Genomic DNA, 24,906 nt, shown 5'->3' with positions numbered 1-24,906 from the left:
TTACTGTCCCTCTCCGCGGACCAGGATGGACGACGTGGTGGTGGCGACCCTTTCGCCTGCCTCGGTGGAAATCTCGGAACGGGTAGTGATCATGGCTCCCCCGCCCATGGCGCGTACTCCGTCAACGTGCAACTCAGCAACCAAACGGTCGCCGGCGACGATGGGGCGGTGGTGCGTGAACCGCTGGTCGGCGTGGACCACCCGTGAGAAGTCAATGCCCGACTCCGGGTCCTGCACCAACTGGGCGTCAGCACGCTGGGCCACGATGATGGCGAATGTTGGCGGGGCTACGAGGTCGCTGTGGCCCAGGGCCTTGGCTGCCTCAACGTCAAAATGCGCGGGGTTGCTGGCTTTCACGGCCGTGGCAAACTCGCGGATCTTTTCTCGGCCGACGTCGTATACCTCTGCGGCAGGGTAGCTTCGGCCCTGCAGGTCCGGATTGATACTCATGCTCCAACCCTATCGGGCCTCGGGTGCAGCACGTTGCTTGGGTGAAGGCGTTACTTCTTGTAGCTCTTGCGGATCTTCTGGCCGCGAACCACCAGTCCTGCAACATGGAGCAGCAGGCCAACGCCGATGACGGGCAATGAAGCAATAGCCAAGCCTTGGTTACCGGAGGTGTTCCCCACAATGGACAGCACGAGCCCGACGGCGATGAGACCCATCGCGCTGAAAACCATCACTTTGTAGGACGTGGAGGCGGTGGCCCAAAATTGTTCTAGCACCGTCCAAGTCTACCGGCGCGCGTTGCGAGGCCTACTCTGCATCCCAAAACCCAGAAATACCCCGCAAAGAGGGCCTCACAACGCAAAGGGGGGCGATGAGGGGTTAGAACAAGGAGTCCTGCAGAGCCGGGATTTCCGTGGTGTGCCGGCCGAACTCGATCTTGCGGCCCTTCAAAGCACCCAGGTCTGCCACGAAGCTGCCCTCTACCTCGTTGCCCGCAGCGTCCGGGAGGCCCGCCAAGGCGATCGCCCCGGAGAGTGAGTGGATCCGCAAACCGTGCCAGCCGCCGTCGAACGTTGCCGGGTAGGGGTGGCGACGCGCTCCTTCGGCGCCAGCGCAGAGACGCTCCGCCAACGCTGGGCGTTCCCACTCTTCCTCCACAGCCGCGTAGCCGGACATCGCCAAACCACCCAGCAGCTCGCGCACCCGGCCGGCATGCTGACGGTTCAGCGCCAAAAGCTCGACGCCGGCACGCGGCTCCACGAGTCCTGCGGCCTTGGCAGCGGAACGGACCTGCTGGACGAGACCGAGCTCACGGGTCACCAAGTCCTCGAGAACACGAACAACGCGGCCGTCCTCGGCGTGCGCCACATAGGAGGCGTGCACAGCGCCCTGTTCGGCAAGCCTGTTCCATTTGCGGGGTGCGGAGGCCGTCCCCACTTTGGTGGCACCGTTCCCGAACGTGGCCACGTAAAGCCAGTGCGGTTGCATCAGGTAGGCGCGGAGACCGGTGGGAACGGACGTGCCACGGTGGAAATCGTGCATCAGCCGGGAGTCGTCCCGCGCAAAGCAGGCTCCGCATTGCTTCCCACGCTCGGCTGGAGAACCGCTGCGGCACGGGACATGCGTCCGGTCCCCCGGGCCGTGGACCTTCGTGTGGCCAAGGCACCACAAACCGGGGATAACGCGCAGGCCCAGGGTCGAACCCTGGGCCAACGAGACGTCACTGAACTGCGCGTCCAGCGTGAACATCCGCAACGAAGGGGACAAAGTGTCCCAAGCGACTCCGTGGATAAGCATGCTTACAGGGAAGGCTGGACTCCGAAGGCCACTGCGAGCTTCATGATCTTCTCAGCACGGCCCAGGCGCGGAAGGTCGGAACCATCCCGAATGACACGGCCGTTGGCCTCGAAGTCGTTCATGAAGTCCGTGGCCCAGGCGACGTCCGAAGGCGTGGGGCTGATGACCTCATTGATCACGGTGGTCTGGTCGATGGCCAGGCAGAGCTTGCCGGTCATGCCCATGGTCACGGTGATGCCCGTCTGCTCACGCAGGATGGGGTGGTTGGTTCCCACCGTGGGGCCGTCGATGGGGCCCGGCAGGTTACCTACGCGGCTGGCGACAACAAGCTTGGCGCGCGGATAAGCCATGGCCTCCGGGGTGGCTGCCATACCCGTGTCGCGGCGGAAATCGCCGGACCCGAAAGCAAGACGGAATGCACCCTGCGCACGCGCAATGTGATTGGCTTCCTCAATGCCGAGGGCAGACTCGACCAAGGCGATCACGGGAGTCTTGCCGTCCATGCGGTGGTAGGACTCTGTGACCTGGTCAGCCGACTCGGTCTTTGCGAGCATGACGCCGAGCAGGCCCGGGGTGCCGCGCAATCCAGCGAGGTCATCGGCCCAGAACGCGCTGGTGGCGTCGTTGATGCGGACCCACGCCTTGCCACCGGCGGTCAACCAGTTGATGACGTTCTCGCGGGCGATGTCCTTCTGGGAAGGGTCAACGGCGTCCTCGATGTCAAGGATGATCGCGTCTGCACGTGAACCCGCGGATTCGTCAAAAAGCTCCGTCTTCATGGCATTCACAAGGAGCCAGGAACGGGCGATGTCGGCGGGAATATTGCGGGTAGGCCGAACTGATTCGGCGGCGATGCTAGACGTCATGTATCTACCGTATCCGTCCGGCACCCCGCACAGCGAAGAATTCCGCCCCGTTGTGAGGATCAATACGAACTAAATCCCATATGACTGTGGGGTCCCGCAGTATGAACGCCCGACGGCGGTAGGCGCCAGTCATAGCCGACCCACCTGTCGTTGTTGTTCACAGGACTCAACGCAGCGTCTTTGTGTCCCAGGGTTGCCGGGAATGGCCCCGGATTTCGTTCCGTTTCGGGCTGTTTCGCAGCGTTTCCGGGCGTTACCACCGCACTTCCCAGCCGGCGTCGGGATGGGTTTACATCGTTCCCAAGCCGTTCAAGGCTCCCAAGCCCTTGCGTAAGCAGGCCACCCAACACATCACAACCCATCGAAAGTAGCTCCCATGAAACTGCACCTGCCCCTGCTAAGCGTCGCGGCCGCCGTCGTACTAGCGCTGACGGTGTCCGGTTGCGGCGGTGCAGCCGAAGCCGGGCAAGGCGCTCAAGCCGGCAACGAAATCACGGAACTCCGGTACCAGGGCTGGGCCAACCAGGTCACCTTCCCGGAATTGGCGGAAGACCTTGGATACCTGGGTGACGTCAAGCTGAAGTGGGTGGGAAACACCACCAGCGGCCCCCAGGACATCCAGTCAGCGGCCACAAACCAGACCGATTTTGGTGGCGCGTTCACCGGCGCCGTCACCAAACTCATCGAAGCCGGGGCGCCCGTGAAAGGCGTCATCAACTACTACGGCGCCGACGAGAAGAACTTCAGCGGCTACTACCTGAAAGCGGACAGCGCCATCAAGGAACCGCGGGACCTGATCGGCAAGAAGATCGCCGTCAACACCCTCGGCGCCCACCATGAAGCCGTCATCAACACCTACCTGACAAAGAACGGGCTCAGCCAGGACGAGGTCAAGCAAGTCCAACTGGTGCCACTCGCGCCGAATGACACCGAAGAAGCCATCCGCCGCGGCCAAGTGGACGCCGGAACATTGGGCGGCGTCCTGCAGGACCGGGCCATCGAGGCCGGCGGGTTGAGGTCGCTGTTCAACGACTACGAACTGTTCGGCACGTTCGCCGGCGGCCAGATTGTGCTCCGCAACGACTTCATCGAGAAGAACCCCAGCACCACCCGGACCTTCACCACCGCCATTGCAAAAGCAATCAAATGGGCCACTGAAACACCCCGCGAGGAGGTCATTGCGCGCTACACCAAGATCATCGAGGGCCGTGGCCGCAATGAGAGCACAGCAAACCTGAAGTTCTGGAAGAGCCCCGGCGTTCCGGAAAACGGTGTCATCAAGGATGAGGACTTCACCCGCTGGGAGGCTTGGCTGAACTCCTCTGGGATCGTCAAGGACAAGCTCACGCCTTCCAAGTACTACACGAACGAGTTCAACGAGCTCGCTGCAGAGAAGGGATAGCCATGACCGCCAAAATCAGCCTCCGGAACGTCACCAAGGAATTCACGGTACGGGCCACCAAAACCACAAGCGCCACCCGCCTCACCGCTATAGATTCCTTGAGCTTGGACGTCCGCGACGGCGAATTCCTCACCTTGGTGGGGCCCAGCGGCTCGGGCAAGACCACGCTCCTGGACCTCCTGGCCGGGCTCTCCACCCCGACTTCCGGTGAAGTCCTGGTGGATGGCAAAACCGTCACCGGGCCGGGCAAGGACCGCGCCGTGGTGTTCCAGCAGTATGCGTTGTTCCCCTGGCGTACGGCCTCGGCCAACGTCTCCATTGGGCTCGAAGGTGTGGGACCGGACGGCAAGAAGCTGAACCGCCGCGAACGCGCCGCGAAAGCCAGCGAATACCTGGCCCTCGTAGGCCTGGCGGGCTTCGAGGACCGCTACCCTCACGAACTCTCCGGCGGCATGAAGCAGCGTGTTGCCATCGCCCGAAGCCTGGCCTATGAGCCGGATGTGCTGCTGATGGACGAGCCGTTCGCGGCCTTGGACGCCCAGACCCGCGAGCAGCTTCAGGATGAGCTCCTCAGGATCTGGAAGGCCACCGGCAAGACCATTGTCTTCATCACGCACGGCATCGATGAAGCTGTGTACCTCGGCGAGCGCGTCGCGGTGCTGAGCGCCCGCCCGGGCCGGCTCAAGGAAATCGTGGACATCAACATCCCGGACCGTGACGGCGACGAGGACATCCGTTCCAACCAAGCCTTTGTGGAGCACCGCCACCAGGTGTGGACGCTCCTGCACGATGAAGTCCGCCGGGCGCAGGACGCCGGCCACCGCAAGATCCTGCCTGACGGCAGCGCGCCGGACGAACCGGCAACCATCACTGAAAGGAGCGCCGCCTGATGAGCACCACACTCGCTCAAGCCGAATCTGCCGCTGCAGGGTCCAAGTCGGGTACGGCGACTGACGCAAGTGCCGCCGTCGGGCCTTCCGATACTCAGGCGGCTTCCGACACTCGGGCAGCAACTGGAGAGCGGACGACGCCGGCCCCCGGCATAGTGCGACGCGTCGCCGGTGCCGTGGGGTCGGGTCTGTGGAAGTCCGCAGCTGTCCTGGCTTTCCTGGCGCTGTGGGAGCTTGGACCAACGTATTTGGCGAGCCCGTCCACCAGGGTGTTCCTTCCACCGCTGCATGAAGTGCTGTTAGCGTGGGGCAAGCTCTTCGAAGCCGGCAGCATCCAAGGCCATATCGCGGCCAGCCTCACCCGGTCCGTGACCGGCTTCGGCGCAGCGCTGGTGGCGGGTGTCTCCCTGGGCTTGCTCATCGCTTGGTACGGACGCCTGAACTCGGTCCTGAATCCGTTGCTGGAGCTTTTCCGCAACACAGCGGCGCTGGCCCTTCTGCCTGTTTTCACGCTGCTGCTGGGCATCGGCGAGGAGTCCAAGATCAGTATCGTGGCGTACGCGGCCTTCTTCCCGGTGCTCCTCAACACCATTGCCGGGGTGAAGACGGTGGACCCCCTGCTGATCAGGGCCGCCCGCTCCTTGGGGCTCAACAGCTTCAGGCTCTTCCAGAAGGTCATTCTCCCATCAGCCGTACCCACGATCTTCACGGGCATCCGCATGGCCGGCACCGCCTCCATCCTGGTGCTGATCGCCGCCGAAATGGTGGGAGCCAAGGCTGGGCTGGGGTACCTGATCGTGAATGCGCAGAGCAGCTTCCTCATCCCGGAAATGTATGCGGGCATCCTCACGGTGTCCTTGCTGGGGCTCGGCGTGAACTTCCTGCTGGTAGCCCTTGAAAAGCACTTCTCCCGCTGGCGGACCGCTGTTGGCGCCGCAGCTTCCTGACCCACCCCGTGGCACCCGCTGCGACCATCACAACAAGATCCATCACAACAAGTAAGGAACACGTCATGACCGTCATAACCGAAACCAAGCTCGAGTTCGCCAAACTCGGCTCCCGCATCGGCGCCGAAATCCGTGGCCTGGACATCAGCGGAGACCTGAGCGAAGAAACTGTTGCCCAGATCCGGGCTGCGCTGAACGAGCACAAGGCACTTGTTTTCCGCGAGGCCAACATCCTCACGGACGAAGCCCAGGTGAAGTTCGCTTCGCATTTTGGACCGCTGACCAAGGCGCACCCGACGGTCGCTTCCGTGGACGGCGAAGAGAATGTCCTGCCCGTGGACAGCGAGAACGGTTCGGCCAATAATTGGCACACGGACGTCACCTTCGTGATCAACCCGCCGCAGGCCTCCACGCTGCGCAGCATCGATCTCCCCGCCTACGGTGGCGAGACCCTGATCGCGTCCTCGGCCGGGGCTTACCAGGACCTCCCGGAAGAGTTGCGGAACTTCGCGAACACTCTGTGGGCCATCCACACCAACGACTACGACTACTCGGTGCCCAAGAACCTTGAGCACTCCAACGCGGAAGAACGACGCAAGGAATTCACCCGGCTGAAGTTCGAAACCGCCCACCCTGTGGTGAGGGTCCACCCGTTGACCGGCGAGCGCGGATTGTTCATTGGGGGCTTCGCGCAGCGGCTTCGGATTGTGGGCCTGTCCAACACTGAATCCAGGGACATCATCCGCCTGCTGCAGGCGTACGTGACGCGTCCTGAGAACGTGGTCAGGGTGAACTGGGAGCCCAACCAAGTGGTCCTGTTCGATAACCGCATCACCCAGCACTACGCACCGGACAACTACGACGGCCAGCCCCGCAAGCTCAACCGTGTGACTATTGCGGGAGACATTCCGGTGAGCATCGATGGCAAGCCCAGCCAGGCCTTGCAGGGTGACTCGAGCACGTACTCCGTGGTGGCTCCGATCAGCGACGCCTCGTAGTATGTGTGGCTGTTCGCACCCAACTGAGTCGCAGTTCAGGCCGTTCTGAGCGTTGGAAACGGCCTCAACTGCGACTCAGTTGGGTTAAAACCGGCGTTAGGGGATGTTGTTTCCCCGCGCTGCCACCCACAGTCCGTACCACTCGGCACGGGTCATGTCGGCAGCCACGGAGGCAGCACCGGCGCAGGCAGCAATTCGGGCAGGGTTGGTGGTTCCGACTACCGGCGAGATCCTGGCCGGGTGCTTCATGAGCCAGCCCAGCAGTACCGACTCCGGCGTGGTGTTCTTCTCCCCTGCCAATTTCTCAAGCATCTCCGCTGTAGCCGAATCGGCCGGCGAAAGCTCCGCGGACGGCGCACCTGTATAGCGTCCCTGGGCCAACGACCCGTAGGCCTGCAGTTCAATTCCCTTGGCCATGCAGTGCTCAAGAGTCCCATGCGGAAAGCTGTATTCCAGACTTTCCGCATGGTTGACCAGCACGGTACTCTCCAGCCAGCCCCGGCGGAGCAGGCTCATTTCCAGCTGGTTCGCCACGATGGGCGTCTCCAACTCGTCCTGCAGGAAAGCGATCTGAGCGCCGGACATGTTGGACACGCCCAACTGCCGCACCTTGCCTTCCGCCATGAGCTGTCCGACGGCGTCCGCCACCTCGCGCGGGTCCATCAACGGATCGGGCCGGTGCAGGAGGAGCACATCCACGTAGTCCGTTTGGAGCCGCTTCAGGCTTTCGTTGACCCGTTCAAAGATGGCGTCACGGCTGAGGTCGTAATGCGTCTCCAGTCCGCGCTCCCCCAGCCTGATCCCGCACTTGGTCTGCAGCTGGATCTTGTCGCGCAGACCCTGCGAACGGGCAAGGACCTCACCAAAGACGGCCTCGGACTTTCCGCTGCGATAGATATCCGCATGATCGAAAAGCTCAATGCCAATACCTTGCGCAGCTTCAATCACCGCAGCTGCCTGATCGATCTCCAAAGCCCCATAGGACGTGCCGTCCCAAGGGCCGCCGAGTCCCATGCAGCCATAAATCAGGCGTCCCCGCCCGTTCGCATTCGTCATAACTTCAGTATTCTGCCGCAGCGCCAGTAGTGTCCTCAGCGCTTACGCGTTGCTGACAATCCACGCGGTGGTGTCGGCGGGCAGCTTGCCATCCTCCAGCGGTGCGCTGGAAACCACTGCCTTTCCTTCCGGAAGCTCCACCGGCTTGCTGCCGAAGTTGGTCACCGCATGCCAGCCGCCGGGGCGGACGAAATGAAGCACGTCCTGGTTGCCGGTCTCCACCCATTCAAGCTCCTCATCGGTCTGGAGTTCGCTCCGCAGGCTCAGTGCCTTCCGGTAGAGCTCCAGGGTGGAACCTTCCACACCCTCCTGCTTCGACACCGCATAATCCTTGAACCACTCCGGCTGCGGAAGGTGTGCTTTGCCGGCACCGAAGCCGAAGGAAGGGCCTTCCGCGGTCCATGGCAGCGGTACACGGCAACCATCGCGGCCAATCTCGACGCCGGGGTTCCGGAAGAAGGACGGGTCCTGGCGTTCGGAATCAGGGATTTCCGAGACTTCACGCAGCCCGAGCTCTTCACCCTGGTAGAGGTAGGCAGAACCAGGAAGCGCAAGCAGCAAAAGCGTCGCGGCGCGCGCACGACGCAAGCCAAGTTCGACGTCGAGCTCTTCAGCCGGCGCGCCGGCCAGCAGCCAGCCCTTGCCGTCCTGGCCTTTGGGCTCGCCGCCGGTGATGTCCTGCGCCGCATTGGTTCCCTGCGCTACGGAGCCGCCCTTGGGCAGGCCGTACCGGGTGGCGTGGCGGACGACGTCGTGGTTGGAGAAGACCCACGTGGAGGAGGCTCCGGATTCTTTGGCCGCTACCAGGTTGTCCGTGATGATCTTCCGGAAGGATTCCGCGTCGTAGTCGGACTGCAGGAGGTCGAAGTTGAAGGCCTGGCCCAGACCTTCGGGGCTGGCGTAGCGGGAGCGGCGGGACTCGTGCACCCAAGCCTCGGCGACGGCGGTCCGCGGCGGTTTGTACTCATTGAAGAGTTTGCGCCACTCGGCGTAGACCTCGTGAACTTCGTCGCGGTCCCAGAACGGGTGGGAACCGTCGGTGAAGCCGTCCGTGCCATGGGCTTTGGCTTCCAAGTCAGCCTTCATGGGCAGCGGCTCGGAAAGATCCTTGGCCATGCCGTGGGCGACGTCGATGCGGAAACCGTCCACGCCGCGATCCGACCAGAAGCGCAGTGTCTTGAGGAAGTCCTCCCGGATCTCCGGGTTCTCCCAGTTGAAGTCCGGCTGCTCCTTGGCAAAGATGTGCAGGTACCACTGTCCGGGCGTGCCATCAGGCTCGGTAATCCGGTCCCAGATGGGTCCACCGAAGACGGAGTCCCAGTCCGACGGCGGCAACTCGCCGTTTTCGCCCCGCCCGTCGCGGAAGATGTAGCGGTCGCGTGCCGCGGAGCCCTTGGGTGAGGCCAGCGCTTCCTTGAACCACTCGTGGCGGTCGGAGGAGTGGTTGGGAACGATGTCCACCACTATCTTGATGCCTGCGGCGTGCATGGCGGCGGCCATCTCGTCAAAGTCCTCAAGGGTCCCCAGCTTAGGGTCCACGTTGCGGTAGTCGTCCACGTCGTAGCCGCCGTCCGCGAGCGCCGACGGGTAGAACGGACTCAGCCAGACGGCGTCGATCCCCAAGTCCTTCAGGTAGGGGACTTTGGCCGTGATGCCCTTGATGTCTCCCAGTCCGTCACCGTTCGCGTCGTAGAAGCTGCGCGGGTAGATCTGGTAAACGGCGGCTTGGCGCCACCAGTTCGGATCGGACATGCGGTCGGCTTCAGTGCGGTGTGCCTGAGTGGCGGAAGTACTCACGAAACTCCTTTGATTTAGAATCTAAATTTATCTTCTGGACCAGTATGAAACTCTGGTCCGGGAAGGTCAACAACTGCTAGCCCTTAACGGCGCCCTGTGTCACCCCGGCCATAACCCAACGCTGCGTAAACAGGTAGGCGATGATCGCCGGTGCCATGGCCATCAAGTAGGACGCGAAGGACACGTGGTAGTTGTTACTGAACTGCGTTTGGAAAAGGTTCTGCCGCACAGGAAGCGTCTGCAATGCCGGATCGGAAATAATCAGCGACGGCATCATGAAGTCATTCCATGCGTAGAGGAAAGCGAAGATCCCAACGGTTGCACTCATCGGCGCCAGCAGCGGAAAAATCAGCTTCCAGAAGGTCTGCCAGGTTGTTGCGCCATCTATCCTGGCGCTCTCTTCCAATTCCATCGGGATCGAACGCAGGAACGCGGTGAAGAGCAGCACGCTGAAGCTCAGCTGGAACATGGTGGCCAGCAGGATCACGCCGAACGGGTTGTCCAGGCCGAGGCGGCCGGTGAGCTGGATCTGCGGCAGCGCAACCACAGGGAAGGGGATGAACATGGCCCCCAAAAGGTAGAAGAACGAGTACCTGAACAGCCGCCGTTCCCAGTTCCGAACGATCGCGTAGGAGGCGAAGGCGGCCAGGATGATGGTGGCAAGGACGGTACCCGCCGTCACCAGCAACGACATCGCGGCCCCCACCGGGAAGTTCGTGAGGGTCCACGCTTGAACGAAGCCCTCCAGGCTAAATGGAGCGGGGAACGAGAAGGCATTGCCATCCACCGCCTGCCCCTGGGTCTTGAACGCCATGGAGACCGTGACGTACAGGGGAAGAAGCACAGTCACTGCACAAAGAACGAGGACGGTGGTTGCCGGCCAGTTGACGCGTTCCACTTTGGAGCTGGATTTTCTTGTCATCGATTCGTTGGTCATTACAGTGCGTTCCGTCCGCGAGTCAGCGAAAGCTGTACAAGAGAGATGAGGATGGCGACCACGAAGAAGATCGTCGCGTTGGCCATCTGATAGGCGTAGTCGCCGCCGTTGAAGCCGGAAATAACAGTCATCGCGATGCTCCGGGTAGAGGTTCCCGGGCCTCCGTTGGTCAGCCCGACGATGATGTCATAAGCGTTGAGGAAGCCCTTGAACCCGAGAATGATGTTGATGACCACGTAACCGGCCACCAGGGGAAGGGTGATCTTCAGAAGCTGCTGGAATTTGCTCGCTCCGTCGATTTCCGCAGCCTCATACACATCTCCGGGCACCGCAACCAGGCCCGCAATGTAAATGAGCAGAGCCCCAGGGACTGCCTGCCAGGCCGTGACCAGCACGATCGCAATCCACGCGAGGTCGGGATTGGCCAGCAAGCTACTTTCCAGCCATGGAATTCCTGCCGCAGCCCCGAGGGACGGCAAGGAGTTCGAAAACAGGAAGTTGAAGACGTAGGCGATGATGATGCCGGAAACCACCATGGGGATGACGAAGATGGTCCGAAGCGCTGTTTTCATCCGGATACGCGCGGTGAGCCCGACGGCAAGCAGGAAGGCGATCACGTTTACCGCGATCACTGTGACGATGGAGAATCCGAAAGTGAACAGGTAGCTCTGCAGGATCGCCGGGTCGCTGAAGATCGCGATGTAGTTGGTTAGGCCAATGAAATCCCAGTCACCGATTCCAATGGAGTTCGTGAAACTGAAGAAGATGCCCATGATGCCCGGAACCGTGATGGCCAGCGTGAACAGAATGAGGCTGGGAACCAGGAAAAGGTAGAAGATCGGTTCAACGCGCCGCCTGCTGCGTTGGGTTTGGGGCCGCTTTTGACGGCCCTGCTTTTGAAGGCCCTGCTTGGACGTGGTGGGGGTGGTGATGGTGGACATGTAGCTGACTCCCTATGGTCTGCACTACTGGCGGAACGGTCTGCACTACTGGCGGAACGCCAGGCGCGCCCAATCTGCGTCGAGGGTGCGGAGGGTGGATGCAGGGGGTGCGCCGAACACGATTGCCTGCGTGTAGTTCATGATCGGGATGGTGCGGGGAACGAGCACCGACGGGCCCTGATAAACCTTGCCGTTGTCGTAGTACTCCACCATTCCCTCAATCCGGGGGTCCGGGACGTTGGCAGTCTCCTTGGTGGGCGTGAAGCCCAGCTGCGATTTGTTGTAAGCATCAATCACCTCAGGCCGGTACAAATACTCGAGGAAGCCCCGTGCAGCATCCTTATGCTTGGAGGCCTCCGGAATCCAGGCCGCGAGGTCAACATTGACGCGGACGCGCAAATCCTCAGGGTCCTCAGTCATCGGCAGCGGAAAGGTTCCGAGCTTCAGGTCGGGGGCGGTCTTGGCGATCTCGCTGAAAGCCCAGGGACCTTGGAGATACATCGCAGCTTTGCCCTGTGAAAACGCGAGGTTGCCGTCGCCGTATGCCCGGCTAGCAGCATCCTTGTTCACGTAGCTTTTAGCCAGTGTCAACATTTTCTGGACGGGTTGGTCAAAGTCCTTCTGGAATGACACCGAAGACTCCGGCCCAACGTCCACCCCTTCAGCTTCAAGCTTCTTGAAGAAGTCAAGGGTGTCCACTTGGCCGCCTACAGAGTAGTCAAACCACCCTTGGGCGATGGTCCAGTCATCCTTCCACGTGGCATAGAACGGCGTTACTCCAGCGGCTTTCAGAGCTTCACAGGCTGCGATCAATTCGCTCCAGGTGGTGGGCACGGCAATGTTGTTGGCAGCGAAGATTTCCTTGTTGTAGATCACGGACGACGCCATGACCGAATACGGCAGGGCGCTGGTCCGGCCCGGGTACGAACCGTACTGCTCCATGAGTGGCTGGAGGTCCTCGCGAATGCGGGATGCTGCCTCCGTCCCTGACAAGTCGCTCAACGCTCCGCGCTGGACGAACCGGGACGTCTCCATGTTGTAGTTGGCAAGGGCGATGTCCGGCGGGTTGCCGCGAACGAAACTCGCGGACACGACGTCGACGCCGGAAGTGTCCAGTACCACCTCGGTTTCGTCCTGGGACGCGTTGTAGTCGGCAACAAGTTTGGTCATGAACCCGATGGCTTCCCGTTTGCTGAACGTGAAGCGGATCGTCTCTTTCTCCGAATTCCCTGCGTCTCCGGCGCAGCCGGAGAGTAGGCCGGCGAGCAGTGCCAAGCCCAGGCCTATTGCTGCAAAGCGTTTCCTGCGTGTCGGTTTCACAGACACTGTAGCCCTTTCGTCTTGCGGACCTCAGTGGCCGCATTTCCATCGTGCGGCGGACGATGCGCATCGCCACCCGAAGTTTAGATAGGAGGTAAATTTATGACCTATCGCTATCCATGGTGAGTGATTCCCGCCACAGGGTCAAGGGTTTGTCGAAATGCATTGTCATCTAAATTTATGTACTAAATTTAGAGAGACCGCTCTATCACTCCGATCGGACGGCTGAAAAGTGGGAGCTCCTAATGCAGACCGGGACCGCACCGTCAACGCAACTGGTACGCAGGGTCAATGCCAGCGCCATGCTCAAAGCCATGCGCGGCGCCGGCATCGTCACCGGCACCGAGCTGATGGCTGCCACCGGGCTTTCACGAGCCACCGTCATTTCGATCTGCGACGAACTCGTTCGGCTCGGCTGGCTCCAGGAATTGGAGAACCAGCGAGGAGCCGGTGATTACGTCAAAGGCAGGCCTGCCCGGCGCTTCGCTTTTGACGACAGTGCGGCCAGCGTGATCGGCATCGATATAGGTGCCAACAAGATCACAGCGATCGTGGCCGACATGGCCGGTACGCCCTTGTCCCAGGTCACCATGCCTTTCCGCGCCTACAACGTCCCGGCCAATGAACGCGCAGACGTGCTGGACAGAATCGCGGCAGAGGCCTTGGAGAAGGCGGGCGTATCCGCCGACTCTGTTTTAGCCGTGTCCGTTGGCGTGGCTGCCCCGGTCAGCCGGGCGGGCGAGGTCCTCAGGGCACAGGAATTCTGGAAATCGTTCGATGTCCGCAAGATCGTGTCCGAGCGCCACGGTTGGCACGTGCTCTTGGAAAACGACGCCAACCTTGCAGCCCTCGCAGAACGGTGGCAGGGAAGCGCACAAGGAGTCGACAACCTGGTAGTCATGCTGGCCGGTGACCGATTGGGGGCCGGCATCCTCGAATCCGGCCGATTGCTCCACGGGCAGGTTGGTGGTTTTGGCGAACTGGGATACCTGGACAACGTGGACGGGGTGGGCGACACCTACGGCATTGCCCACTACGCAACGCTATGGGGCAGGGAAGCCCTCGAATCCGGCGCGGAAACTGAACTGCGGGCACTGTGCGGCGGTGATCCTGAAGCCCTGACGGCAGAGATGGTTTTCAGGGCAGCAAAGGAAGGCGACCACGCAGCGCGTAAAGTCCTCGACCTTATGGCGCACCGCATGGCCCGGGTGATTGGCTCAATCAGTACGTTGGTCAATCCTGAGCTGGTGGTGATTGCCGGAGCCGTCGCGGCTTCTTCCCAGACCTTGATCCCAGCCATGGAAGAACAGGTGCCGGACTTCACCTTCACTCCCCCACGCTTGGCAACATCAACCTTGGGAGATGGCATTGTGTCCCTTGGTGCCATCCGCCACGCGTTGGACTACGTGGAAGAGAATGCACTGGACCTCTACCCGGCCTCACTGTCAACGCAAGTTGCTGCGGGCTGACCTGGTCCAACATCGGCCCTAGTCCGGCATTGACATGGTCCGCAGGTCCAGTTGTCGGAGGACCCTGTCAGCCACCTCCGGATCGGTGCCTGGCTCGTTGCGGGCTGCCACCACTTCCTGCCTGGCGGCATCGAGGGCGATGGTCTGCACGGCGATGGCCAGCTCCCGTCCACGCTTGCGCTTCTCAGCAACGGATTCGTTCTGCAACGTGCCATCCAAGAGCTCGGCATGGAGGCGGCGCATCTTTTCCTTGACCAAGGTCACCTTCTCGGCGGGGAGTTCCTTCATGAGGTCATGGTCTTTCAAAGCTGCCACGGCCGCCGACTGGGCACGCTTGGCAAGGACCTTGGCCGCGTCCTGCTCATGTGATCCGTCCTCCGTCGCGTCCAGGACGCGCATGAGCCACGGCAGAGTCAGGCCAGGGAGGACCAGAGTGGCCAGGAGCACCGCACAGGCAATCACCAGGATCTCGTGACGGGCCGGGAAGTCGCTGCCATCCGGCAAGGTCATGGGGAGGGCCAAAGCCAGCGCCAAGGTGGCCAGGCCACGCATGCCGCACCACGTCAGGATCAACACTTCCTTGGGCGACGTCGGTTGCAACAGGTTTCTGCGCTTACGTGCAGTGAGGGCGAGGAGGCCCAGCCAGAGGAAGCGCACTACGAACACCAGGACGCAGATCACCACGGCCATGCCGATCATCCCGAAAATGGCAGTACCTTCATCGCGGATGACGTGACGGATCTCCAGCCCCACCAGCCCAAAGGCCAGCCCGGTGGCCAGCAGCTCCACGACATCCCAAAAGGCGGTGCGGGTAATCCGCTCGGCAGCGTCCTGCGGCCGCGTATGACGCTGCAGTTCCAAGGCGGTGACGACGACGGCCACCACACCTGAGGCGTGCAGCTCTTCCGCGAGAATATACGCGGCAAAAGGAACCACCAAGGTCACAGCGCTTCGGGCAACCATGGAGGTGACCAGCTTGGTGATGAACTTGGTCAACCAGCCCATCGCGATGCCAAGCAGAACAGCCAGCGCAGCGCCAATGACGAACTGCGGAATTACTTCCGGGCCCACTTCCTTGCCCGACATTGTTGCTGCCACCGCTGCCTGGAAGATCACGATTGCCGCGGCGTCATTGAAGAGTCCTTCGCTCTGAAGGACCGTGATGAGCCGGCGCGGCATGTGCACTCGGCCCGCCACGGACTCCACGGCAACGGGGTCCGGCGGGGCCACCATGGCACCCAAGGCGATGGCAGCCGGGATGCCGATGCCCGGAATCATGAGCCACGCAGCGCCAGCCACCACTGCTGTGGACACGACCACGAGGGCCACAGCCATCAGCAGAAGTGTCCGCCAACGCACCCGGAAGACAGCCCAGGAACTCTTCTGCGCCGTTGCGAACAGCAAAGGCGGAAGGAAGATGGGCAGGATCAGTTCAGGCGAAATCTCAAACTCGGGGAAGCCCGGTATGAAGGTGAGGGCAACGGCCAGAAGCAGCATCAGGACGGGGTAGGGAAGCCGGAGCCTGTCCCCCAAGCCCACTGCCAGCACCGTTGCAAGCAGCAACCCGACAATGAGCGCCAACTGATCCATTCTCCTGCTTCCCCTGAAGTTGCACGGCACTTCCCCAGGCGAAGCCGAAAAAGTTCCCTACAAACATATCCCGGTGCACAGGCCCATCCCGGCGAATAGGCAGCGCTGCGTCAGTCCTCCGTCAAGGCGTCCACAACATCGTCGGTACCATCCTTGAACGTGATGGTCCGGTGGATGGTCCCCGGCAATTCCAGGACTGCCGCTGTCACCAAGGCAACGTTGGCCCTGGAGGTCTCCGTGCCATTGCCGGGGTTGGCTGGATCCGTTTCGATCAGACCCGTCGCAGGCTCGTTCGTCAAAGTTCCCGGGCCCAGGACGGTCCAGTCGAGGTCGGTGCTGCGCAGGTAGTCGTCTGCCGCCGCTTTGGCCTCGGCATAGGCGAAGAACGGGTGGTCTTCCGGGACGCCGTGATCTTTGGCGGCGCCGATGTAGGACACCATCACATACCGCTTGACGCCGGCCTCCCCCGCCGCGTCCATCGAGCGGATGGCTGCGTCACGGTCCACGGCGTAGGTCCTGGCAGGATTGCCTCCGCCGGCCCCGGCCGACCAGACCACGGCGTCGTGGCCCTTGAACGCCTGGGCGAGATCCGCCGTCGTCGAATTTTCCACGTCCAGCACCTCAGCAGTCGCTCCGGTCTCCGTGACATCTGCCACATGATCGGGATTTCGGATGATGGACGTGACGTCGTGACCTTCGCCACTAAGAATGCGGGACAGATGCAGGGCCACTTTCCCGTGGCCGCCAATGATTGCGATTCGGCTCATGAAACCATTCTGTCCCACGGAACAAAAAAAGACCCCGCAGGCGAATGCTGCGGGGTCTTGCTCTGTAGCGGTGGGGAGGCTCGATCTCCCGACCTCACGATTATGAGTCGTGCGCTCTAACCAACTGAGCTACACCGCCACGAATGAGAAAAACCTGTGTCAAGCCGGTCAAAACCGCCTTGACACAGGCCCTCATCCAGAGCCCCCCACCGGAATCGATCCGGTGACCTCGTTCTTACCAAGAACGCGCTCTACCACTGAGCTAGGGGGGCAACGAGTAAATACTCTACCGGACGTTTTCAGAAGCTACAAATCGGCGAAAAAACGCGGAAAAACGGCGCCGACACAATTTGCGAAGACGCATGTTTCCTGATCCGTATTGTGCACCGCCGGCAATCACCGTGGGCTCTTTAGGTGGACCGAATCAGGGCAGCCGGAGCACCTGCCCAGGGTAGATCTGATCCGGGTTAGGCACCGTATCTGCGTTGGTGGCGATGAGGGCACCAAGGTCCACGCCGTACTGCGCGGCGATTCCACTCATGGTGTCCCCCTGCTCCACCACAACCTCCGTGACCCGCGGCGCCACCGCTCCCGGCCGACCGGTCCCTGCCGCGGCCTCAGAGGCGGCCTCCTGCGCCTGCGGCTGGACTTCCGGGGCCTCGGGTTCCAAGCCCTCCTGCTCGGCCTCCTGAGCTGCGGCAGCGTCCGCAGCCGCCTGCTGCCGGGCTGCCTGCGCGGCAGCAGCCTCCGAAGCGGCCTTGTCCGCAGTGGAAACCTCGACGGCGGCACCATCCTCCGCTGCCTGGCTCGCAGCACTCTGGTCTACCGGAGCTGCCTCACTTCTTTCACCAGCGTCCTTGCCGCCGAAGCCCAGGTTCTTCTTCACGTTGTCCAGCAATCCCATGAGGTGATAGTACGGCGGCGCAGTGGCCGACGTCACCCCGGTTCTGCTCGAAATACCCGTGTGGGTTCCACAACGTCGCAAGGGGTCGTTCGTGAACCCCACTAAAGTGGTCTCTGGGAGGACCCATCTCGCGGAGGGTTGTGTAGCGTTTAGCGCACCTTCAGCGGGCAGTTTCGGAGCGGGGCATATGGGAATCCGGGACTGCCCGAGCGGTGGAGATTCCGATAAACGCGGCTTAGGGTGGTGCGCTGACTGGAGGTGTAACCAAGGAAACTCGGTCCGCCAGATTGCCGAACACTTGTGTTCTGCGTCACGATTCAACTGTGACCGCCACTACATGGTATGAAAAACATTCGGAAGACACTTCTGCTTGCCTTCGCTACTTTTACGATAGTGGCCGCAACAGTCTCTGCGCCCGCCCAAGCGGCGCCACCGCCGCCAGGCTACCCATCCAACGAAGTTATGGGCTATGGCCAGGGAAGCGCCGCAAATTACCCAATCCGACGAGGCTTCTACGATTCCGATGCCGACCAAGGTTTCGGCTTTGACAAAGCATGGTGGAAGCACGGCATCTATAGCGTCGGCGCGATCTCATGGGCCATGGGTGGAACAGAACGCTGGTGGGAAGGAACTGACTTCCTCACGCGCGTTTACGCCAACAAGATCACATGCGATTCGTTTGGTTGCCAAGTTGACGCCTCGCAACCTGTCAAGACGGTGACCGGAACGCAGTCCGTCACTACCTACTATGGTCAACCCGTATATGGACAGCTCGGCCTTAAGACCATTTACTGCGAGGGATACATCGTCTGTCCCTGGTGGGTCACTGGAGCCATGGACGGAACTCTTAGTCGCAGCACAGCCGGTACCGAGTCTGCTGATAAGAAGGTCCAGCCAACAAGCCCCGGCTCCCTTTACATCAGCTTTGAGCCGCTTGCAGTAGGTTCAACGGTCGACCGGTCCGATCTCGATAAGCAGCAGAAGAAGATCAAGCAAGCCGACTTGTCGGCTACCAAATAGACCCGATCAACCCGGAGGAGGAACCAGTGGACGACGGGATGAAACTCGACGTGTGGATGAAAGCATTTACAGACGGGTTCTCCGATACTTCTTCTCGGTCCCTCGGTACCATACGCTACCGGGCTGTAAGACCACTTGCCCCCGATGTGCTTGTTCTAGTTTACGAAGACTGGGAGAAGCACCTCAGCGCGAGAGCTTACCGCGTGGCCGACCTCAACGAGTTCCATGGGCTTCCTCGCGAAGTAGTCCGAAGCATTGTAGTTAGTGAGCTCATCGAACCAACGGCCCACGGAAGAACAGTGGATACGGAACGGTTAAAGGGCCTTAATGCCGAGTTTCCTGGCTTGGAATGGATCGGTGAAATACCAACCTAGAATCTGACGGCTCTGCCGGATTCACAAGGCAAGAGGGGGTGGGCGGCGAAACTCTGGCCGCCCGCCCTTTCCGATTCTGGGATATGTCTCTTCAAAGGTTCTAAGGGGTCAAAGGATGCGGTGACTAAGCTCCGGGTTCTCCTTTGGTCCCGGAGGATTAAGTGTAGTGCCTGGCCGATCGGCTGAAACTGCGCCGCTAGCGGATCCCCTACGGGACAGCCTCCGTCCCGGAAGTAGCCCCGGAGCAAGGGGTTAAACGCGTGAGGGGGCCGGCTCGAAAGCCGACCCCCTCACGGGAATTACTCAGTGGTGATCACCAAGAAAGTGTTTACCACTTGCCCTTGCGGTTGAAATCGCGGTGTCCGCCTTCGCCGCCACTGCGGGGCTTGCGTGCGCCGTCACCATGACCGCCGAAGCGGGAACCGCTTGCCTGTCCGCGGTCGCGGTCGCCGAAGCTGCCTGCGGTGCGCTCGGAGCGGTCGCTGTAGGAGCGGCCACCACGGTCAGCGGAGGTACGCTCGCCGTCGGACTTGCGGAAGTCCTTCTTGAAGCCACCGGCACCCTTGAAGTTTCCGCCGCCACGGTTTTCGCGGTCGCCATAGCCACCACGTCCGCCAGAGCCGCCACCCTGGTAGCTGCCACGGTCGCCGCTGGGCCGGCGGCCGTTATCCAGCTCGAGGTTGATCAGTTCGCCACCGATGCGGGTGCGGGACAGTGCGCGCAGCTGCTCGGGGCTCAGGTCTGCCGGGAGCTCCACCAGGGAGTGGTCCGAGCGGATGTCGATGCCGCCGATTTGCGCGGACGAGATACCGCCTTCATTGGCAATGGCACCAACGATGGAGCCCGGCATGACGCGCTGGCGGCGTCCCACGGAGATCCGGTAGGTGGCGTTGCCCTCGGTAAGTGCACGGGTCGGACCACGGGAACCGAAGCCGTCCTTGGAGCGCTCGCGCTTCTGGTACTCAGGAGCGGCAGGCAGTTCCTTGACCAGCAGCGGCTGTCCACCCTGGGCCATGACGGCCAGGGCTGCAGCGATTTCCGACGCCGGAACGTTGTGCTCTTCCTCGTAGGAGGAGATGAGGTCGCGGAACGCTGCAACATCCTCGGACTCGAGGGTCTCGGTGATGCGCTCGGCGAACTTGCCCAGGCGAAGAGTGTTGACGGTCTCGGCGGTAGGCAGGTGCATCTGCTCCACCGGCTGACGCGTGGCCTTTTCGATGGAACGCAGCAGGTACTTTTCACGCGGCGTCATGAACAGGATGGCATCGCCGGAACGGCCTGCACGGCCCGTACGGCCAATGCGGTGCACGTAGGACTCAGTGTCGTGGGGGATGTCGTAGTTGATCACATGGCTGATGCGCTCAACGTCAAGGCCACGGGCCGCGACGTCGGTAGCAACCAGGATGTCGATGCGGCCTTCCTTCAGCGCGTCCACAGTGCGTTCGCGCTGCTGCTGCGGGATGTCGCCGTTGATGGCGGCAGCCTGGAAACCGCGGGCCTTGAGCTTGTCTGCCAGGTCCTCGGTAGCCATCTTGGTGCGCACGAAGGCGATAACGCCGTCGAATTCTTCCACCTCAAGGATGCGGGTCAGGGCGTCCAGCTTGTGCGGGCCCATGACCTGAAGGTAGCGCTGCTTGGTGTTGGCACCGGTGGTGGTCTTGGACTTCACCGAGATCTCGGCCGGGTTGTTCAGGTACTGCTTGGACATGCGGCGGATCTGGCCCGGCATGGTGGCAGAGAACAACGCAACCTGGCGGGTTTCCGGAGTCTGCTGGAAAATCTGCTCCACGTCATCGGCAAAGCCCATGCGCAGCATTTCGTCAGCTTCGTCCAGTACCAGGTACTGGAGTTCGGAGAGGTCCAGGGAGCCCTTCGCGATGTGATCGATCACGCGGCCGGGGGTACCGACAACAACCTGTGCACCGCGGCGCAGGCCTGCGAGCTGGGGGCCGTAAGCCGAGCCACCGTAGACCGGGAGCACGGTGAAATCATCAATGTGCTTGGCGTAGGAAGTGAAGGCCTCCGCAACCTGCAGAGCCAGTTCACGCGTCGGAGCCAGGACCAGGGCCTGGGTCTTGCGGGACGGGCCGTTGAGGTCATGAAGTTCGGCCAGACGGGACAGGGCAGGTACAGCGAAAGCTGCGGTCTTGCCGGTACCGGTCTGGGCGAGGCCAACGACGTCGCGACCTTCAAGAAGCAGCGGGATGGTGGCTGCCTGGATGGGAGACGGCTTTTCGTAGCCAACATCCTGCAGGGCGGCCAGAACGCGTCCGTCAATACCAAGATCGACGAACTTGACGCCTTCTTCTTCCTCTTCTTCTACCTTGGGGGCAGGAGCTTCGGTGAAGGCGGGGGCTGCAGTCTCAGCTGCAACGGTCTCGACGGGGGCAGCGGCAGTAGCCGGTGCTTCAGCTTCGGCGGGTGCGGAGGTCTCTGCTGCTTCAGCGGACTCAGCCGTGGTGGCGTCGAAGTTTTCGTTGAGATTTTCGGTCATAGGGGGAAATTCCTCATCCATAGGGCAGTCGGCGCGGCCCGGTTGGGCTGGCCGCATTACTCGTCGCGAGAAACAGGAAAAGGTGCCCTGCTTTCGCAAGAAGTCCGGCGCTATCGCAATCCCATGGCAGGACTTCCCGCTGCATCTCTTGGCTGCTATCCCAGCAGTCTGTACAGCGTTTTCTTTAGCCGGCTCTCCCTATGAAAATGCCCGCACACATTTGCGGGCCCCAACACTTACCAGTCCTGCCTCAAGAATTGGGCAGGATAAAGGGATTTCCGGAGTGGGGGATATTTCAAGTGTAGGGCACGGAGGCCCATCACCGCGAGTTGAGAGTCCTTGAAGACAGGGTGAGCTTGTTCACACTGGCTTGCAAGACCCCCAACGGGGTTCTAGAACCCGCTTCTCCGCAGTACCTTTTCGAAGACCGGGTGGTAGTCCTCCTGCAAACGAATCTCCCCATCGGCGTCCGCATCCAGGAGGATCTGCACCAGCTCAGGGGTGGGCTCGCTGAACCATTGCCCCACAGTAATGCCGTGTTTGGGGACGAAGGTGCGGCGGATATGGTCCCCTGCGGAAATGGTGCCCGTCTTGATCACCCGGAGGTACGTTCCAACCCGACCGGCCTGCGTGAAACGCTTCACCCATTGGGGTTCGCCGATCACCCGTTGGAAGGTGGCGCACGGTACTCGCGGGGACGTGACTTCCAGCTCCACATCCAGGCCAATCTTCCAGCGCTCGCCGATGACCGCGCCGGTGGTTTCGATTCCGGCCACACGAAGGTTCTCTCCGAACACGCCGGCAGGCAACTCCCGGTCCAACTCACCTGACCAGTAGTCCGCATCTGCCTGCGAATACGCGTACAGGGCTTGGTCTTCCCCGCCGTGATCCACCCGGTTTGCCTGCACATCCCCGTGGAGCCCAAGTTTATGAACCTTGATTTGCCCCTCTACCGGACGTTTGTCCAGGCCCGTGACCCCCACACTCCCCTCGGGGTCGGGCAGCAGCTGGTGGACACGGCAGACGGCAAGGAGGGATGCGGTGTTCATGGTCACCAGTGTACGGACGGGCAGCTCCAAGCTTAAGGATCGAATCGGTAGCCCATACCGGCTTCCGTATGCAGGTGCCGGGGCTCGGCAGGATCCCGCTCCAGCTTTCGCCGTAGCTGGGCTATATATACGCGCAGGTACTGTGTTTCCTTCGCGTACGCCTGCCCCCAGACCTGGGTGAGGATCTGCTGCTGGCTCACGAGCTTCCCCTTATTGCGGACCAGCAGCTCCAGAATGTTCCATTCCGTGGGCGTCAGGCGCACTTCCGAGCCATCCTTGAGAATCTTCTTGCCTGCCAGGTCAACCATGAAGTCCGTGGTGGCCAGCGTTGGTTCCTCGTGTTCGGTCACAACCCGGCGCGAAGCGACCCTAAGCCGCGCCAGCAGTTCATCCAAACCGAAAGGCTTGGTCACGTAGTCGTCCGCACCGGCGTCGAGCGCTTCAACTTTGTCCTCCGATGCGTGCCGGGCGGACAGCACGATGATGGGCATATTGCTCCAGCTGCGGATACGTCGGATAACCTCCACCCCGTCCTTGTCCGGCAGGCCAAGGTCCAGCACCACGATTTTCACGGGCTGCTTGGCAGCGGCCCGCAGGGCGTCGGCGCCAGTGCCCACCGTCAGTGCCTGGTAGCCATGGGCCTGAAGTGTGATCTGCATGGCCCTGGCGATACGGGCTTCGTCCTCCACGATCAGCACCAGCGTCATTGCGGGTCCCCTGTCCACAGCGGCAAGGTGACCACCATGGTCAGGCCGCCGCCCGGCGTCGGCTCCGCTGCGAGCCTGCCACCCATTGCCTCGCTGAAACCCTTCGCGACGGCCAGTCCCAAGCCGATCCCGCCACCAGCGCTGGTTCCGCCTTCCATCGCAGGCGACGGCGAATCGCCAAAGCGCTGGAACGGCTGGAAAATATCCACCACTTCCTTCTGCCCGACGCCCCTGCCGTAATCGATGATCCTCAATTCGCCTGCGGGCCGCTCCCCCAAAGTGATGCCGGCACCCGTACGGGCGGTCAGGACCACGTCGGAGTCGGGCGCGTACTTCATGGCATTCTCCACGATGTTGGCCACCACCCGCTCGAGCATTCCGGTATCGGCCTGCACGGGGGGAAGGTTGGGCGGGAGTTCATTACGCAACCGCGCTGGGGGGATTCCCCTTAGCGCCTGCGGCAGCACCTCAGCCCACACAATTCCGGTCAACAGGGGGTTGACCGCGTCCGCCGTGATGCGGGACATGTCCAGGAGGTTGTCCACCAAATGGTCCAATCGGTCCGCATACTCCTCGATGGTCTCCAGCAACTCGCGTTCAACATCCGGCGGAAAATGCACATCCTCCTGGCGCAGACTGCTGACAGCGAGCTTGATCCCGGCCAAGGGAGTCCGAAGGTCATGCGACACAGCGCGGAGGATGGACGTCCGCATCTTGTTGCCCTCGGCCAACCGCGCATTATCCCGCCGACTCTTCACCAGCTGCTGCCTCTCCCGGACAGCCACCACGAAAGCCCCGAACGCAGCCAACATCCGTTGGTGTTCCGCCGACAACGGCCCGCCCCGCAGCAGCAGGGTGTAGTGGGGATCGACGACGGCGGCATGGTCGGCGGCGGCATGGGTCAACGGCGGATTCGGGCCGGCACTGGCCAGGACACGCAACCCGCGTTGGGCCCCGGCCGAAGCCATGCTCGGGGCTCCGGGCGCTTTGCCTGACGAGCCCAGCAGCGTTACCGCCTCCATGCCCAGGTTGCTGCGCACTTTTTCCAGAAACGATTCCAAGCTCCCATCCGAGCTAAGGATTCGCAGGGCCAGCTCACTAAGGGCCGTAGCCTCGGCCCCGGAGCGAGCCGCCTCCTGCGCGCGGCGGCTTGCGAGGCCCACGGCGAGCGCCACCCCACAGGCCACCCCAAGGAAAACCACCAAGGTGAACAACGTGGTGGGATCGGCAATGGACAGCGAACCCACAGGGTCCGCGGAGAAGTAATTAAGGAGGACACTGCCCAACACTGCGGCGACCACCGCGGGCCACAAACCACCGATGGCCGCCACCGCAACAGCTACTGCCAGTTGCAACAGCATGATCATGGCAAAGTTGCGGAAACCGAGGACAGTAACCATGAGTTCAATACCGGGCGGCATCAGGACAGCCAACACCAGGCCAGTGATGACCCGGGCGGAGCCAATGCCGCGAACCGGCGGAAGCCGCAGCAGCACGCCGTCGTCGACGTTGCTACGTGCTTCAGGTCCCGCCATGGCTACATCCTTACATGGTTCCGCAGGTGGGGACTTCTTCCCATTTACGGCTGTCACCCGTGCCTGCACCGCGCACAGGGACTAGGCTTGCTCTGAG

23 protein-coding genes and 2 tRNA genes are annotated in these 24,906 nt (G+C 61.9%); 7 read left to right on the top strand and 18 right to left on the bottom strand.

Features of this window, described 5'->3' with window-relative positions:
• The 4 genes from RIF72_RS06805 to RIF72_RS06790 form a co-directional block, all read right to left on the bottom strand.
• Positions 1 to 450: a MaoC family dehydratase N-terminal domain-containing protein gene (locus RIF72_RS06805; RefSeq protein WP_309074088.1), complete on the bottom strand. Its 450-nt coding sequence runs from the start codon at positions 448 to 450 to the stop codon at positions 1 to 3.
• Between the two features lie 50 nt (positions 451 to 500).
• Entirely contained in the window at positions 501 to 725 is a 225-nt protein-coding gene (locus tag RIF72_RS06800; protein WP_309074087.1) for a DUF3188 domain-containing protein, read from the bottom strand.
• Between the two features lie 103 nt (positions 726 to 828).
• Positions 829 to 1,746: a DUF2797 domain-containing protein gene (locus RIF72_RS06795; RefSeq protein WP_309074086.1), complete on the bottom strand. Its 918-nt coding sequence runs from the start codon at positions 1,744 to 1,746 to the stop codon at positions 829 to 831.
• A 2-nt stretch (positions 1,747 to 1,748) separates the two neighbouring features.
• Positions 1,749 to 2,612 (bottom strand): CoA ester lyase, encoded by an 864-nt coding sequence (locus RIF72_RS06790; protein ID WP_309074085.1) that lies wholly within the window; start codon positions 2,610 to 2,612, stop codon positions 1,749 to 1,751.
• Between the two features lie 376 nt (positions 2,613 to 2,988).
• On the opposite strand from RIF72_RS06790, the gene RIF72_RS06785 reads away from it, so the two are divergent.
• From RIF72_RS06785 to RIF72_RS06770, 4 genes are all read left to right on the top strand, one after another.
• Positions 2,989 to 4,014, top strand: coding sequence for an ABC transporter substrate-binding protein (locus RIF72_RS06785; protein ID WP_309074084.1), 1,026 nt, complete (start codon positions 2,989 to 2,991; stop codon positions 4,012 to 4,014).
• 2 nt (positions 4,015 to 4,016) lie between these two features.
• Positions 4,017 to 4,904, top strand: a complete 888-nt coding sequence (locus RIF72_RS06780; RefSeq protein WP_309074083.1) for an ABC transporter ATP-binding protein — start codon at positions 4,017 to 4,019, stop codon at positions 4,902 to 4,904.
• Entirely contained in the window at positions 4,904 to 5,851 is a 948-nt protein-coding gene (locus tag RIF72_RS06775) for an ABC transporter permease (RefSeq protein WP_309074082.1), read from the top strand. The genes RIF72_RS06780 and RIF72_RS06775 overlap by 1 nt, the downstream gene beginning before the upstream one ends.
• A 65-nt stretch (positions 5,852 to 5,916) precedes the next feature.
• The gene (locus tag RIF72_RS06770; RefSeq protein WP_309074081.1) at positions 5,917 to 6,849 is read left to right on the top strand and encodes a TauD/TfdA family dioxygenase; all 933 of its coding nucleotides are present in this window, start codon (positions 5,917 to 5,919) and stop codon (positions 6,847 to 6,849) included.
• Between the two features lie 96 nt (positions 6,850 to 6,945).
• Here RIF72_RS06770 and RIF72_RS06765 read toward each other — a convergent pair whose 3' ends face one another.
• From RIF72_RS06765 to RIF72_RS06745, 5 genes are all read right to left on the bottom strand, one after another.
• Positions 6,946 to 7,905, bottom strand: coding sequence for an aldo/keto reductase (locus tag RIF72_RS06765; RefSeq protein WP_309074080.1), 960 nt, complete (start codon positions 7,903 to 7,905; stop codon positions 6,946 to 6,948).
• Between the two features lie 42 nt (positions 7,906 to 7,947).
• On the bottom strand, positions 7,948 to 9,702 hold the full coding sequence (locus RIF72_RS06760) for a glycoside hydrolase family 13 protein (RefSeq protein ID WP_309074079.1): 1,755 nt from the start codon (positions 9,700 to 9,702) through the stop codon (positions 7,948 to 7,950).
• Positions 9,703 to 9,778: 76 nt separating this feature from the next.
• Positions 9,779 to 10,639 carry a carbohydrate ABC transporter permease gene (locus tag RIF72_RS06755; RefSeq protein ID WP_309074078.1) on the bottom strand — a complete coding sequence of 287 codons (861 nt, stop codon included), beginning with the start codon at positions 10,637 to 10,639 and terminating at the stop codon, positions 9,779 to 9,781.
• Complete coding sequence (locus tag RIF72_RS06750) at positions 10,639 to 11,580, bottom strand: sugar ABC transporter permease (protein ID WP_309074077.1); 942 nt, start codon at positions 11,578 to 11,580, stop codon at positions 10,639 to 10,641. Before RIF72_RS06750 ends, RIF72_RS06755 begins: the two co-directional genes overlap by 1 nt.
• A 45-nt stretch (positions 11,581 to 11,625) precedes the next feature.
• Positions 11,626 to 12,906 (bottom strand): extracellular solute-binding protein, encoded by a 1,281-nt coding sequence (locus tag RIF72_RS06745; protein ID WP_309074076.1) that lies wholly within the window; start codon positions 12,904 to 12,906, stop codon positions 11,626 to 11,628.
• A gap of 239 nt (positions 12,907 to 13,145) precedes the next feature.
• On the opposite strand from RIF72_RS06745, the gene RIF72_RS06740 reads away from it, so the two are divergent.
• Positions 13,146 to 14,369 carry an ROK family protein gene (locus RIF72_RS06740; protein ID WP_309074075.1) on the top strand — a complete coding sequence of 408 codons (1,224 nt, stop codon included), beginning with the start codon at positions 13,146 to 13,148 and terminating at the stop codon, positions 14,367 to 14,369.
• Between the two features lie 18 nt (positions 14,370 to 14,387).
• Here RIF72_RS06740 and RIF72_RS06735 read toward each other — a convergent pair whose 3' ends face one another.
• The 5 genes from RIF72_RS06735 to RIF72_RS06715 all read right to left on the bottom strand — a co-directional run bounded on the left by RIF72_RS06735 (position 14,388) and on the right by RIF72_RS06715 (position 17,630).
• Positions 14,388 to 15,959, bottom strand: a complete 1,572-nt coding sequence (locus RIF72_RS06735; RefSeq protein WP_309074074.1) for a Na+/H+ antiporter — start codon at positions 15,957 to 15,959, stop codon at positions 14,388 to 14,390.
• 110 nt (positions 15,960 to 16,069) lie between these two features.
• Positions 16,070 to 16,726 (bottom strand): SDR family oxidoreductase, encoded by a 657-nt coding sequence (locus RIF72_RS06730; protein WP_309074073.1) that lies wholly within the window; start codon positions 16,724 to 16,726, stop codon positions 16,070 to 16,072.
• Positions 16,727 to 16,791: 65 nt separating this feature from the next.
• Positions 16,792 to 16,865, bottom strand: a tRNA-Met gene (locus tag RIF72_RS06725).
• A gap of 61 nt (positions 16,866 to 16,926) precedes the next feature.
• Positions 16,927 to 16,998 (bottom strand) — tRNA-Thr (locus RIF72_RS06720).
• A gap of 152 nt (positions 16,999 to 17,150) precedes the next feature.
• Positions 17,151 to 17,630 (bottom strand): LysM domain-containing protein, encoded by a 480-nt coding sequence (locus RIF72_RS06715; protein WP_309074072.1) that lies wholly within the window; start codon positions 17,628 to 17,630, stop codon positions 17,151 to 17,153.
• A 342-nt stretch (positions 17,631 to 17,972) separates the two neighbouring features.
• Between RIF72_RS06715 and RIF72_RS06710 the strand changes: the two genes are divergently transcribed.
• Together RIF72_RS06710 and RIF72_RS06705 are read left to right on the top strand one after the other, a co-directional pair.
• Positions 17,973 to 18,650, top strand: coding sequence for a hypothetical protein (locus RIF72_RS06710; protein WP_309074071.1), 678 nt, complete (start codon positions 17,973 to 17,975; stop codon positions 18,648 to 18,650).
• A 26-nt stretch (positions 18,651 to 18,676) separates the two neighbouring features.
• On the top strand, positions 18,677 to 19,024 hold the full coding sequence (locus RIF72_RS06705; RefSeq protein WP_309074070.1) for a hypothetical protein: 348 nt from the start codon (positions 18,677 to 18,679) through the stop codon (positions 19,022 to 19,024).
• Between the two features lie 328 nt (positions 19,025 to 19,352).
• On the opposite strand, the gene RIF72_RS06700 is transcribed toward RIF72_RS06705, so the two are convergent.
• From RIF72_RS06700 to RIF72_RS06685, 4 genes are all read right to left on the bottom strand, one after another.
• Positions 19,353 to 21,518, bottom strand: coding sequence for a DEAD/DEAH box helicase (locus RIF72_RS06700; protein WP_309074069.1), 2,166 nt, complete (start codon positions 21,516 to 21,518; stop codon positions 19,353 to 19,355).
• A 392-nt stretch (positions 21,519 to 21,910) separates the two neighbouring features.
• Positions 21,911 to 22,567, bottom strand: a complete 657-nt coding sequence (locus RIF72_RS06695) for an MOSC domain-containing protein (protein ID WP_309074068.1) — start codon at positions 22,565 to 22,567, stop codon at positions 21,911 to 21,913.
• A gap of 32 nt (positions 22,568 to 22,599) precedes the next feature.
• Positions 22,600 to 23,274: a response regulator gene (locus RIF72_RS06690; RefSeq protein ID WP_309074067.1), complete on the bottom strand. Its 675-nt coding sequence runs from the start codon at positions 23,272 to 23,274 to the stop codon at positions 22,600 to 22,602.
• Positions 23,271 to 24,809 (bottom strand): ATP-binding protein, encoded by a 1,539-nt coding sequence (locus RIF72_RS06685; RefSeq protein ID WP_309074066.1) that lies wholly within the window; start codon positions 24,807 to 24,809, stop codon positions 23,271 to 23,273. The genes RIF72_RS06690 and RIF72_RS06685 overlap by 4 nt, the downstream gene beginning before the upstream one ends.
• Positions 24,810 to 24,906 lie beyond the last annotated feature (97 nt).

The organism is Paenarthrobacter sp., from assembly GCF_031180005.1.
In the GTDB taxonomy this organism is placed as follows: Bacteria; Actinomycetota; Actinomycetes; order Actinomycetales; family Micrococcaceae; genus Arthrobacter.
This window is presented reverse-complemented; position numbering and strand designations above follow the sequence as displayed.